The sequence below is a fragment of the Streptomyces sp. NPDC127197 genome (genome assembly GCF_042672405.1).
In the GTDB taxonomy this organism is placed as follows: Bacteria; Actinomycetota; Actinomycetes; order Streptomycetales; family Streptomycetaceae; genus Streptomyces; species Streptomyces flavusporus.
The window spans coordinates 170,079-182,515 of the sequence record NZ_JBHXVG010000010.1 but is presented as its reverse complement, the minus strand read 5'-3'; the positions used below and the strand labels follow the sequence as shown (position 1 = coordinate 182,515).

The window sequence follows — 12,437 nt, the reverse complement described above, 5'->3', positions numbered from 1 at the left end:
ACGCTGCTGTGGGGCGGTCGGGTCAGGCGACCGACTCCGGTATCGGGGGCTGGGCCGCCGCACGGCTTTTCGGGGCCTTCGCTGTGATCATCAGGACTGCCACCAGGCCGGCCAGGAGCATGATGCCGACGGCGCACCGGATGGCGACGGTGTAGCCGTGGACGATGCCCTCGCGGATCACCTCGGCGCGTTGGGCGGGGCCGGTGAGGTGTGCGGCGAGGTAGGTCGTGCTGCTGGTGGTGGCGATGGTGTTGAGCAGGGCCGTACCGATGGAACCGCCCACCTGCTGTGCGGTGTTGACGCCGGCCGAGGTGACGCCCGAGTCGTGCGGGGCGACGCCGGCGGTTGCCGTGGAGAAGACCGGCGTGAAGGTCAGGCCCATGCCGAGGCCCATCGGGATCAGTGCGGGCAGGATGTCGGTGGCGTACTCGGAGTGCACGGTGATCCGCGTGAGGTACAGCATCCCGGAGGCGGCCAGGACCATGCCGGGGGCTAGGAGCAGGCGGGGCGGCACGTGCTGGAGCAGGCGGGCCGCGATCTGGGTGGAGCCGATGAGGATCGACGCCGTGAGCGGGAGGAACGCCAGACCCGTCTGCACGGGGGTGTAGTCGAGGACGGTCTGCAGGTAGTAGGTCAGGAACAGGAACATGCCGAACATGCCCATGACGGCCAGCATCATGGTCAGGTAGCAGCCCGCGCGGTTGCGGTCCTTGATGATGTGCAGGGGCAGCAGCGGTACGGGCGCCCTGGTCTGCCACCACACGAAGACGGCCACGAGGGCCGCGCCGCCCGCGAACAGGCCGAGGACCATGGGGTCCGACCAGCCTCGGGACTCCGCCTGGCCGAAGCCGTGCACGATCGCGACCAGGCCGCCGCAGCCCAGCAGGACGCCGGGCACGTCCAGGCGGGCGCCCGCGTGGCCGGGGCTGTCCTGGAGCAGGGCGAAGGCGCCGGCGACCGCGATGACCGCGATGGGCACGTTGACGTAGAGACACCAACGCCAGTTCAGGTACTCGGTGAGCAGGCCGCCGACCATGAAGCCGATCGCGGAGCCGCTGGCGGCCAGGGTGCCGTAGATGCTGAAGGCCCGTCCGCGTTCCCGGGGGTCGGTGAACGTCGTGGTGAGCAGGCTCAGCGCGGAGGGGGCGAGGACCGCGGCGAAGACGCCCTGGAGGGCGCGGGCGCCGAACAGCATGCCGGCGTTCGCGGCGGCGCCGCCGAACGCGGAGGCGGTGGCGAAGCCGACGAGCCCGATGACGAAGGTGCGTTTGCGGCCGACCAGGTCGGCGACGCGGCCGCCGAGCAGGAGCAGACCGCCGAACGCCAGGGTGTAGGACGTGATGACCCACTGGCGGTTGCCGTCGGACATGTCCAGGTCGCGCTGTGCGGAGGGGAGCGCGATGTTCACGATGGTGGCGTCGAGGACCACCATCAGCTGTGCGAGGGCGATCACCATCAACCCCCACCAGCGGCGGGGGTCGGGGTCCACGGATGCGCCGGCTTCAGCCGTCCGGGAGGCACTCATCCGGCCAGAAGACCATGAACCGGGGTGTTTTGTGGTGTATTGCACCAAGGTCTGGTGGTGCCGTGTCATGGCTCCAGGACGACTTTGCCGGTCGTCCCGCGGGTCTCCAGGGCCCGGTGCGCGGCCGCCGCCTCGGCGAGCGGGAAGCGGTGCACGGCCGGGACGAGACGGCCCTCGGCGGCCTCGGTGAGGGCCCGGAGCTCGAGGGTGCGCAGGGGGTTGGGGCCGCCCGCCTTCTCCAGCATCACCGGGCCGAGGACCTGCTCCGTGACGCCCTCGACGACCAGCGGCTCGCCGCCCTGGATGCCCTCGGCCGACCAGCCGAACACGATGTGCCGGCCGCCGGGGGCGAGCATGCCGACGGCCGTACGGGCGGTGTCGCCGCCGACGCCGTCGTACACGACGGTGACCTTGCCGTCGTAGGCCTGGACCTTCTCGGGCCAGGCCGGGTCCTTGTAGTCGACGGCCAGGTCGGCGCCGTTCGCGGCGACCCGGGCCGTCTTCTCCGGGCCACCGGCGAGGCCGACGACGGTGGCGCCGGCGTTCCTGGCGTACTGCACGAGCAGGGTGCCGATGCCGCCGGCGGCGGCCGGGATCACGACCACGTCGTCCGGGCCCGGCTCGGCGAACTGCACGATCCCCATCGTCGTACGGCCCGTGCCGATCATGGCGACGGCCTGCGCGAAGTCGAGGTTCGCCGGGATCTCGTGCAGCCGGTCGGCGCCGGTGACGGCGAGTTCCGCATAGCCGCCGGGGACGAAGCCGAGGTGGGCGACGACCCGCTTGCCGAGCCAGGCCTCGTCCGTGCCCTCGCCGAGGGACTCGACGACGCCGGCGACCTCACGGCCGGGCACGGTCGGCAGCGTGGGGGCGGGGCCGGGGCCCGGGTGGCCCGCCCGGATCGCCGTGTCCAGCAAGTGCACGCCGGCCGCGGCGACGGCGATGCGGACCTGGCCGGGGCCGGGCACCGGGTCCTCGACCTTTTCGAGGGTGAGGTTCTCGGCCGGGCCGAAGGCGTGGAGGCGGATGGCGCGCATATGAGGTCCTGCCTTTCAAGACGTGTCCTTCTGTGGTGCGCCCCCACCCTTCAGCCTCAAGCGTGCTTGAGGTCAAGCGGCTGCCGGCCGCGCTGCCCCAGCGCCAGCGACACCGCGGTCAGGGCGCTGTTGAAGGACACCTCCGACAGCACACCCGGCGCGGCGACCTGATCGCCCGCCAGGTACACGCCGTCGCCGCGGTCCACGGCGGGCCGGTCCCGCCAGGTGGTGCCGGGCAGGTCCACGGCTCCGGTACGGCCGTTCGCGACCGCCTCCCGCCGCCAGGTGACGCGCTCGCGCCAGCCGGTGAAGCCGAGGTCGAGAAGCTGCTCGGCGCGGGCGATGCCGTCGGCGCGGGACTCGTGCGGGGCGATCGGGATCTGACCCTGGATCAGCTGCTCGCCCGCCGGGGCGAGGGTGCGGTCCTGCGCCGTGAAGCGCTCGAGCCAGCCGGGCGTGTCCAGGTCGGACACCGCGAAGGCGTCGCCGCGCCGGGTGCGCACGGCGAGGTCGATGAGTGCGGTACGGCCGCTCGGCCAGGTCAGGGAGGCGTCGCCGAGAAGGCGGCGGGCGGCGTCCAGGGAGGTGGCCACGACGACCGGCGTGTCGGTGGGCAGGGTGTCGACGCGGGACAGGGTCTCCATCCGGACGCCCAGATTCCAGGCGCGGGCGGCCATCCGGTCGATCACGTTCGCCCAGCCGCCGCGCGGATAGTGCGCCTCGGGCGGCAGCTTGGCGGCGCGGCGCAGCCGCTCCTGGACGAACGCCGCGGACAGCGCGCCGGGGTCGTGGTGGAACAGGGCGACGGCGGCGTAGTGGGCGGCGGCCCGTGCACCCTCCTCGCCCGCCTGTTCCGTGGCCCAGGTCAGGAAGTCGACGTCGACGGGGGCGTGCCGGGCGCTGCAGCGCAGCAGCTTGAGCATGGCGAACGGCGGAGTACGGCGCAGGGCGCCCCGGTGGCGCAGCCGCAGCCTGGCGGCCTCCAGGGGCGGGATGGTCGCCAGGGGGCCGATGAGGTCCCGCTGCTTGAGCCACGCCCAGTGCGGGCCGCCGTTGTAGAGGGCGTGCGGGCCCTCGTTCGTGCGGTACGGGCCCTCGGCGGTCCGGGCCCGCCCGCCCAGGGTGTGGTGGGCTTCGTACACGGTGACCTTGGCGCCCGCCTCGGCGGCGGTGATGGCTGCGGTGAGTCCGGCGAAACCGCCGCCGATGACGGTGATGCGGTGCATGAGTGGGGTCTCCCTCTGCTCGGGTCGCCTCTTTCACGAGTACGACGGATCGAGGGGCCGCGAATGTGACATCGGGAGGTCGGGTGGTGTCGGCGAGGTGAGGTTTTCCCAGCTCACGCCGATTGTCAGTGGCGGGGTGCAGCATGGGGCCATGGCGAGGACAGGGACGGGTAGGGCTGGCGGAGCCGGTGGGAGCGGTGGGTCCGGTGTGCGGGCGGCGCGGCGGCCGGAGGTGCGGCTGCCGGAGCTGGAGCCGTACGACGGGGGTGGAGTGGAGCCGGACGGGGACTACGACGGGCTGGAGTTCCGGGACGCGGACTTCGCCGGTCAGGACGGCGGTGGCGCCCGCTTCATGGACTGCGCGCTCACGGCGTGCGCCTTGGACGAGACGCGGCTGTATCGCGCCCGCATCCTGGACTCCGTCCTCACCGCCCCACGCGGCGTCGGCACCGACCTGGCGGAGTCCACCCTGCGCGATGTCGAACTGACCGACGCCCGCCTGGGCGGCGTACAGCTGCACGGCGCCGCCCTGGAACGCGTCCTGATCCGCGGCGGCAAGATCGACTACCTGAATCTGCGCCGGGCCCGGCTCAAGGATGTCGTCTTCGAGGGCTGCGTCCTGGTGGAACCCGACTTCGGGGGCGCGGAACTGACCCGCGTCGAGTTCGTGGACTGCGCGCTGAGAGCCGCCGACCTCAGCGCGGCGACGCTGAGAGACGTGGACCTGCGCGGGGCGGCTCCGCTGGAGATCGCCCGGGGAGTCGACCGGCTGTCGGGGGCGGTGATCAGTACGGGGCAACTGCTGGACCTGGCGCCGGTGTTGGCGGCGGAGGCGGGGATCCGGGTGGAGTGACTGGTCACCGCCGGCCAGGCACTGTCAGCCCCCCGCCACAAAACTCACCGCACCCTCGGAAACCGCGCCTGCAACGACCAGATCACGGGATTGTCCGCGAGGGACTCGTGCAGATCGCACAGGTCGGCGATCAGATCGTGCAGAAAGTCCCGCGCCTCCCGCCGCAGCTCGGCATGGGAGAAGGTGAGCGGCGGCTCCTCGGCCGGCATCCAGTCGGACTCGATGTCCACCCACCCGAAGCGGCGCTCGAACAGCATCCGGTCGGTGGACTCGGTGAAGTCCAGCTCCGCCCGCTGCGGCCGGGCGGCGCGGGAGCCCGCCGGATCGCGGTCGAGCTGCTCGACGATGTCGCACAGCGCCCACGCGAAGTCGAGCACCGGCACCCATCCCCAGGCTGTGGACAGCTCCCGGTCCGTCTTGGTGTCGGCGAGATAGACGTCACCGCAGAACAGGTCGTAGCGCAGGGCGTGTACGTCCGCGTGGCGGTAGTCGGTCTGGGGAGGGTCCGGGAACCGGTTGGAGAGGGCATAGCCGATGTCGAGCACGTAGGCGATGGTGTCACGCCCCTCATAGGATCCCGGACGTGTCCCGTTTCGCCCGCGTTGTCCCGGCCGTCCTCGTCCTCGCCCTGACCGCGCCCGCGTGCGGAACCGGCGGCGCCCAGGGCACCCCGGGCGGCTCCGGCGTCCGCGACCCGTACTTCCCGAAGGCCGGCAACGGCGGCTACGACGTCACCCACCATGACCTGACCCTGGCGTACACCCCCGCCTCCCGCCACCTCACCGGCCGCACGGTGATCACCGCCCGTGCCACCCAGGACCTCTCCGCCTTCAACCTCGACCTCAAAGGCCTGGACGTCGAGAAGGTCACCGTCGACGGCAGCACCGCCCGCTGGAACCGCACCGGCCAGGAGCTGACGATCCGCCCCCGCGACGACCTCGCCGAGGGCCGCACGTTCCGTGTGACGGTCCGCTACTCGGGCACCCCCGTGACGATCACCGATCCGGACGGCTCCGAGGAGGGCTGGCTGCCCACCGCGGACGGCGCGCTCGCCCTCGGCCAGCCGACCGGTTCGATGGCCTGGTTCCCCGGCAACCACCACCCCTCCGACAAGGCGACGTACGACCTCGCCGTCACCGTCCCGAAGGGTCTGCGGGCCGTCTCCAACGGGGAGCTGACGAGCGAGACGACCACTGGCGGCCGTACGACCTCCACGTGGCGCACCACCGCCCCGATGGCGAGCTACCTCGTCACCCTCGCCGTCGGCCGCTACGACATCACCCGCTCCACCACCTACGACGGCCTGCCCGTGTACACCGCCGTCGACCCCGCCGAGACGTCGGCGAGCCGCGCGGTCCTGGCCCGCATCCCCGACGTGCTCGCCTGGGCCGAGGACCTCTTCGGCCCGTACCCCTTCTCCTCCGCCGGCGCGATCGTCGAGCGCGTCGGCGACGCCGGCTACGCCCTGGAGACCCAGAGCCGCCCGGTCTTCCCCGGCGCCCCCGACATCCGGCTCCTCGTCCATGAACTCGCCCACCAGTGGTACGGCGACTCCGTCTCCCCGAGGACCTGGCAGGACATGTGGCTCAACGAGGGCTTCGCCACCTACGCCGAATGGCTCTGGCAGGAGGACCACGGCGGTGAGACCGCTCAGCAGATCTTCGACGCCCTGTACGCCGGCGACTACTACGACAACCCGGTCGAGAACGAGGCGATCTGGTCGTTCCCGCCCGCAGACCCGCCCGATGCCGCGCGCATCTCGGGCCGGCCGGTCTACGACCGCGCCGCGATGGTCCTGCACAAGATCCGCCAGACCGTCGGCGACGCCGCGTTCCACAAGCTGATCCGGGGCTGGGCGACGGCCCACCGCCACGGCACCGCGGACACCGAGGACTTCACGGCGTACGTCGAGAGGAAAGCCCCCGGCAAGGACTTGGGCCGCGTCTGGGACGACTGGCTGTACGGCGAGGGAAAACCGGACCGCGCCTGACGCGCACACCGGGTGCGGTACGCAGCGTGGCCCCCAGCCGTTTCCCGGCCGGGGGCCACGTCACTGTGCGGGCGGAACTCAGACGTTCACGCCGAAGTCCTGGGCGATGCCCACCAGGCCCGAGGCGTAGCCCTGGCCGACGGCGCGGAACTTCCACTCGGCGCCGTTGCGGTACAGCTCGCCGAAGACCATGGCGGTCTCGGTGGCGGCGTCCTCGGAGAGGTCGTAGCGGGCGATCTCGGTGCCGCCGGCCTGGTTGACGATGCGGATGTAAGCGTTGCGGACCTGGCCGAAGTTCTGCGAGCGGGTCTCGGCGTCGTAGATGGAGACCGGGAAGACGATCTTGTCGATGTCGGCCGGGAGGCCGGCCAGGTTGACGTTGATCTGCTCGTCGTCGCCGGCGCCCTCACCGGTGAGGTTGTCGCCCGTGTGGACGATCGTCTGGTCCGGCGTCTGCTTGTTGTTGAAGAAGACGAAGTGCTGGTCGGAGTACACCTTGCCCTGCGTGTTGACCGCGATCGCGGACGCGTCGAGGTCGAAGTCGGTGCCGGTGGTGGTGCGGACGTCCCAGCCGAGGCCCACGGTGACGGCGGTCAGGCCCGGAGCCTCCTTGGTGAGCGAGACGTTGCCACCCTTGGACAGGCTTACAGCCATGGTCGGGAGTTCCTTCCCTCGATGCGTGCGCTATGCGTGTGCGGTACTGAAGCTACAGCTACCCCTATGAACGCGGAGGGAGGTGCCACGGGTTCCCGGCTCTTTACTTTCTTTACCTTCGGCGATATTCGCGTGACTCGCGCCCACTCCAGGCGGGAACATGTCAGCCATGTCCGGTCCCTACCTCATCCGAGGCTCCGTCTCGCTCCCCGAGGCCGAGCTCCAGTGGCGTTTCTCGCGTTCCTCGGGGCCGGGCGGGCAGCACGTCAACACGAGTGACTCCCAGGTCGAACTGCGTTTCGACCTCGCCGCGACCGAGGCGCTGCCCGAGGTGTGGAAGCGACGCGCACTGGAGCGGCTGGCCGGACGCCTGGTCGACGGCGTCATCGCGGTCCGGGCCTCCGAGCACCGGTCCCAGTGGCGCAACCGCGAGACCGCCGCCGTACGCCTCGCGGCCCTCCTCGCCGAGGCGACCGCGCCCCCGCCCAAGCCCCGCAAGCCGACACGCATACCGCGCGGCATCAACGAACGCCGGCTGCGGGAGAAGAAGCAGCGCTCGGAGACGAAGCGGGGGCGGTCGGGCCGCGACTGGGGGTAGGGCGCTGTCACATTTCCTCCGCGGGATCCGTCAAGCCGGTGAAGGCCGCAGTGAAAGGCCACTGACGATGGACCGCTACGAGGGCTGGTGACAGGACCCATGGGCGACAACGACCTCCTCGCCGAGCGCTTCGAGGCACACCGCACGCATCTGCGTGCCGTGGCCTACCGGATGCTCGGCTCGCTCGCCGAGGCCGACGACGCGGTGCAGGAGGCCTGGTTCCGGCTGAGCCGCAGCGACACCCGGGAGGTCGGCAACCTCGGCGGCTGGCTGACGACCGTGGTGGGCCGGGTGTGCCTGGACATGCTGCGCTCCCGCAAGTCCCGCGCGGAGGAGTCGCTGGACGCGGGCGCGCCGGTCCCCGCCGCCGGAGTCGACCCCGAGCAGGACGCGCTGCTCGCCGACTCGGTGGGCGTCGCGCTGCTCGTCGTCCTGGAGACGCTGACCCCGGCCGAGCGGCTGGCCTTCGTGCTGCACGACATGTTCGCCGTGCCGTACGAGGAGGTCGCCGCCATCGTGGGCCGTACGCCGACGGCGGCCCGGCAGCTGGCCAGCCGGGCCCGGCGCCGGGTGCAGGGCGCTCCGGCGCCCGAGGCCGATCTCGTACGGCAGCGGCAGGTCGTCGACGCCTTTCTCGCCGCGGCGCGGGGCGGGGACTTCGACGGGCTGCTGGAGGTGCTCGACCCGGATGTGGTGGTCCGCTCCGAGGCCGGTGTGAACACCGGGGCGGCGGCGGTCGCCTCGGGCGCCATCAGCTACGCCCGCCTCGGCCGGACCGAGCGGCCCGCTCTGGTCGACGGGGCCGCCGGGCTGGTGGTGCTCTCCGCCGACGGACGCGTCGAGCGGGCGACGATCTTCAGGTTCGTACGGGACCGGATCGCCGTCATCGAGGGCGTCACCGACCCGGCAGACCTGTCCCGGCTGGACATCACCCTGGAGTAGTCCACCGGCAGCTGAGCTACCCCAGCTGCCGGTACCGCCCCTTGAAGTACGTCAGCGGCCCGCCGTCCGCGCTCGGGACGCGGGCCGTCAGGACGCGGCCCACCACCAGCGTGTGGTCACCGGCCGTGACGCGCTGTTCGGTGCGGCACTCCAGGGTCGCCAGGGCGCCGCCGACCAGGGGCGCCCCGGTGGCCTCGCCGCGGACGTAGGGGATGTCCTCGAAGAGCAGGCGGTCGCTGATGCGGCCCTTCATGGCGAAGCGGCCGGCGATGTGGCGCTGGCTCTCGGAGAGCACCGAGACCGCCCACAGGGGCTGCTCGGCGAGCAGGTCGTCCATGCGGGACCCCTCGCGCAGGCTGACCAGGACCAGCGGCGGGTCCAGGGACACCGACATGAAGGCCGTCGCCGTCATGCCGACGTCCTCACCATCCGGCGCCTGCGGGTCGTCCGGGTCGAGCGGCGGCTCCTTCGCGGTCACCAGGACCACACCGGCCGCCAGCCGGGACATGGCCGCCCTGAACTCGTCGTTGCTCACCCCCACAGCATGCCCGGCGGCATCGGCCGCGGGGGCGGGCTGGGCGGGCAGGGCGGCGGGTGGAGCGGGGCGGCGGGTGTTCAGCACACCGAAACGCTAGTCTCCGGTGCGTGCCCCCCGCATCGGACCTCAGCCCGAGCGCGGTCGTAGGACCAGCGATGGACACCGCTACAAAGCTTGCGTTCGGTAAACGCACGGGAAAAACACAGAAACCCCACTCAATTGTTCACGTTCTACTGTGACTTGAGTCACAAGGGGCATTAATTGTTGACCCTGTGTACCGAGTGGGCAGCGCGCTGTGATTCAGTGGCGGGAAGCTGAAGGACGATACGCCGAAGAGAACCCTTGATTCGCTGCGAGGTCTCGGGGGGAGGGCGAGCATGGAGACCGAGTCGGAGCCGTATGTCCGCCTTGCGTCCCTGCGGCAGCTGCACCAGGTCATGGCGGACATGAACACCGCACGCAGCCTGGCCGACACCCTGCAGACCGTCGCGGACGGCGTCGTCACCGCCCTGGGCTACGAGCTGGCCTGCGTCAACCTCGTCCGCCCGGACGGCGATCTCGTCGTCGCCGCCTTCTCCGGCAACCCCGCCGCCGAGGCCCTGATCACCGGCCGGGTCGGCTCCCGCGAGTCGTGGGAGCGCCGGCTGAGCATGGGCGAGACCTGGGGCGACCTGATCTTCATCCCGCACACCGAGGGCTGGATCCTCGACGACGACGACGTCCCGCAGTGGTACACCGAGGGCCCCGCCCCCCGCTTCGAGGACGAGTGGCACCCCTCCGACCGGCTGTTCGCCCCGATGTACGCGCCGGGCGCCCAGGGCGGCCCGTCCTCCGGCGAACTGATCGGCGTCCTGTCCGTGGACCGGCCGCGCAACGGCCGCCGCCCCGGCGCATGGGGACGCGAGGCGCTCCAGATGTACGCCTTCCAAGCCGCCATCGCCATCAGCAACGCTCGTCTACGCGCGAATATGCAGCGCGCCCTGGTCCGCCTGGAACGCGAACAGCAGGCCCTGCGGGCCAGCGAGGAAAGCTTCCGGCAGGCCTTCGAGTACGCCCCCTCCGGCATGGCCATCGCCGAGATGGGCGGCGACCAGCACGGCCGGATCCTGCGCACCAACGACGCCCTGTGCCGCCTGCTGGGCCGCCCCGCCTCCGCGATGCGCCGCTACTCCTTCTCCGACCTCGTCCATCCCGAGGACATAGGCACGCTGCTGCGCACCTCGGCCGAGGGTGGCCGCGCCGAGCTGCGCCTGGGCCGCCGCGACGGCACCTACGTCTGGGTGTCCCTGCGCAACTCCGTGGTCGCCGATGCCGCCGACGGCCCCCGCTTTCTGCTCACCCACGTCGAGGACATCGAGGAGCGCAAGCGCCGCGAGCTCCAGCTCGCCCACCGCGCCTCCCACGACTCCCTCACCGGCCTGCCGAACTCCGCCGAGCTGCGCTCCCGCCTCTCCGCCCGTCTCTGTCAGCGCCCGCAGTCCGGCCTGCCCGCCGTCCACGACTCCCAGGACGCGGCCTACGGCCACCCCGCCTACGACGCCGGCTTCGACTTCCCGGCGCGCCGTGACGCGTACGACGTCTACGACCACCACGTCCACACCATCGCCCCCGAGGGTGAACACGACGACGGCACCAAGGGGCTCGCGGTCCTCTTCTGCGACCTCGATGGCTTCAAGTCGATCAACGACCGGTTCGGGCACAACGCGGGCGACGCGGTGCTCATCGAGGTCGCGCGCCGCCTCAGCAACGGCGTCCGCGACGGCGACACCGTCGCCCGGCTCGGCGGCGACGAGTTCGTGATCCTCGCCGACGGCCTCGGCCGGGCCGACGCCCAGGACCTCGCCGTACGGCTACGGAACGAGATCATCCAGCCGATCCGGGCCGAGGGACGGGCCGTCCGGGTCGGGGCGAGTTTCGGCATCGGATGGGCGCACTGCGGCATGACGGCGGACGAAGTGTTGAAATCCGCTGACGAACGGATGTACGTCGAGAAACGGTCTCGTCCCAAACAGCATCGGCGTGCGGGATGAACCGCAGGTCTGCGGAATGATGCGATCCTGGTCACCCGTTTGGGCCACGGCGAGCGGGTAGGCTCGCCATTCTCACCACGTACCGCATCCGTTCCGCACCTGTTGAGGAGACCTAGGGATGACGCCCGGCAACAACGGCGCGAGCACGCCCGAGGACGACGACCCGTTCGGCTATCTGTACGCCGACGGTCAGGCAAACGGCGCCCAGCCGCCGTCCGGCGGCTACGGCTACCCGAACTCGGTCAGCAGGGTGCGGACGGTCGGCGAGCGGCCCTACGGCCAGCAGACCGTGCCGCCGCAGCAGCAGGGCGCGTACGGCCAGCCGAACCCGCACTACGCCGCGCCCGAGTCGTTCCCCGGCGGCGCCCCCACCGTCCAGACGCAGTCCGCCCCGGGCGGCGGTGGCGGCCGGGGCCGCGGCCCCAACACCAAGGGCCTGCTGATCGGCGCGATCGCGGTGGTCGCCGCCGTCGTGATCGGCATCAGCGTCGCGATGCTCGGCGGCGACGACGACAACGCGGCGGGCGGCGACCAGCCCACCACCACCCCGTCGGCCTCCCAGAGCGCGGAGTCGAGCCCCTCGAGCGAGAGCAGCGCGGGCAGCGAGGAGGAGCTGCCCGCCGTCGACGCCAAGGCCCTGCAGCTCGGCGGTGGCGCCACCACCGCCTCCGACATCAAGGGCGCCAAGGCGGACGGCGGTGTCTACGTGACCGGCTTCAACGCCGTCGGCGCCTCGGTCACCTGGGCCGTCAACGGCATTCCCGAGTCCGGCAAGTACACGCTGTACGTCGGCTACGGCGTGCCCGGCAAGGACGCCAACGCGACCCTCACGGTCAACGGCACGGCCGCCAGCACGCCGGTCGACATGGAGAACTACGCGAAGGCCCCCGAAGGCGACTACGAGAAGGGCTGGACGCGGACCTACAACTACGTCCAGCTCAACAAGGGCACGAACACCATCAAGATCTCGTGCGAGCAGGGCAACCAGTGCGACGCCAACCTCGACCAGGTGTGGCTGGTCAAGGGCTGGGTCGAGTAGTCCAA

At 71.6% G+C, this 12,437-nt stretch carries 12 protein-coding genes; 6 read left to right on the top strand and 6 right to left on the bottom strand.

From position 1 onward, the window contains the following. Window positions 1-22: 22 nt before the first annotated feature. The 3 genes from ACFVJQ_RS18305 to ACFVJQ_RS18295 form a co-directional block, all read right to left on the bottom strand. Complete coding sequence (locus ACFVJQ_RS18305) at window positions 23-1,525, bottom strand: MFS transporter (protein WP_385511148.1); 1,503 nt, start codon at window positions 1,523-1,525, stop codon at window positions 23-25. A 65-nt stretch (window positions 1,526-1,590) separates the two neighbouring features. Next, the gene (locus tag ACFVJQ_RS18300; RefSeq protein ID WP_385511146.1) at window positions 1,591-2,562 is read right to left on the bottom strand and encodes a zinc-binding dehydrogenase; all 972 of its coding nucleotides are present in this window, start codon (window positions 2,560-2,562) and stop codon (window positions 1,591-1,593) included. Between the two features lie 56 nt (window positions 2,563-2,618). Continuing rightward, window positions 2,619-3,788 (bottom strand): FAD-dependent oxidoreductase, encoded by a 1,170-nt coding sequence (locus ACFVJQ_RS18295; RefSeq protein WP_385785003.1) that lies wholly within the window; start codon window positions 3,786-3,788, stop codon window positions 2,619-2,621. A 151-nt stretch (window positions 3,789-3,939) separates the two neighbouring features. Between ACFVJQ_RS18295 and ACFVJQ_RS18290 the strand changes: the two genes are divergently transcribed. Continuing rightward, complete coding sequence (locus tag ACFVJQ_RS18290) at window positions 3,940-4,641, top strand: pentapeptide repeat-containing protein (protein ID WP_385511143.1); 702 nt, start codon at window positions 3,940-3,942, stop codon at window positions 4,639-4,641. A 44-nt stretch (window positions 4,642-4,685) separates the two neighbouring features. Here the strand turns inward: ACFVJQ_RS18290 and ACFVJQ_RS18285 are convergent, their stop codons facing one another. Further along, complete coding sequence (locus tag ACFVJQ_RS18285) at window positions 4,686-5,186, bottom strand: hypothetical protein (protein WP_385511142.1); 501 nt, start codon at window positions 5,184-5,186, stop codon at window positions 4,686-4,688. A gap of 38 nt (window positions 5,187-5,224) precedes the next feature. Between ACFVJQ_RS18285 and ACFVJQ_RS18280 the strand changes: the two genes are divergently transcribed. Further along, on the top strand, window positions 5,225-6,631 hold the full coding sequence (locus ACFVJQ_RS18280) for a M1 family metallopeptidase (protein ID WP_385784999.1): 1,407 nt from the start codon (window positions 5,225-5,227) through the stop codon (window positions 6,629-6,631). A 78-nt stretch (window positions 6,632-6,709) separates the two neighbouring features. On the opposite strand, the gene ACFVJQ_RS18275 is transcribed toward ACFVJQ_RS18280, so the two are convergent. Beyond that, window positions 6,710-7,285: a TerD family protein gene (locus ACFVJQ_RS18275; protein ID WP_129802063.1), complete on the bottom strand. Its 576-nt coding sequence runs from the start codon at window positions 7,283-7,285 to the stop codon at window positions 6,710-6,712. Between the two features lie 160 nt (window positions 7,286-7,445). Here ACFVJQ_RS18275 and arfB point away from each other — a divergent pair, with 160 nt between their 5' ends. Then, window positions 7,446-7,883 carry an alternative ribosome rescue aminoacyl-tRNA hydrolase ArfB gene (gene arfB, locus ACFVJQ_RS18270; RefSeq protein ID WP_385511139.1) on the top strand — a complete coding sequence of 146 codons (438 nt, stop codon included), beginning with the start codon at window positions 7,446-7,448 and terminating at the stop codon, window positions 7,881-7,883. Window positions 7,884-7,982: 99 nt separating this feature from the next. After that, window positions 7,983-8,825 carry a sigma-70 family RNA polymerase sigma factor gene (locus ACFVJQ_RS18265; protein ID WP_385784996.1) on the top strand — a complete coding sequence of 281 codons (843 nt, stop codon included), beginning with the start codon at window positions 7,983-7,985 and terminating at the stop codon, window positions 8,823-8,825. 16 nt (window positions 8,826-8,841) lie between these two features. On the opposite strand, the gene ACFVJQ_RS18260 is transcribed toward ACFVJQ_RS18265, so the two are convergent. Further along, window positions 8,842-9,447, bottom strand: coding sequence for a flavin reductase family protein (locus tag ACFVJQ_RS18260; protein WP_385784993.1), 606 nt, complete (start codon window positions 9,445-9,447; stop codon window positions 8,842-8,844). Between the two features lie 293 nt (window positions 9,448-9,740). Between ACFVJQ_RS18260 and cdgB the strand changes: the two genes are divergently transcribed. Both cdgB and ACFVJQ_RS18250 read left to right on the top strand, forming a co-directional pair. Next, window positions 9,741-11,393, top strand: coding sequence for a diguanylate cyclase CdgB (gene cdgB / locus ACFVJQ_RS18255; protein ID WP_385511136.1), 1,653 nt, complete (start codon window positions 9,741-9,743; stop codon window positions 11,391-11,393). Between the two features lie 118 nt (window positions 11,394-11,511). After that, window positions 11,512-12,432, top strand: coding sequence for a CBM35 domain-containing protein (locus tag ACFVJQ_RS18250; protein ID WP_385784990.1), 921 nt, complete (start codon window positions 11,512-11,514; stop codon window positions 12,430-12,432). The last annotated feature ends 5 nt before the right edge of the window (window positions 12,433-12,437 follow it).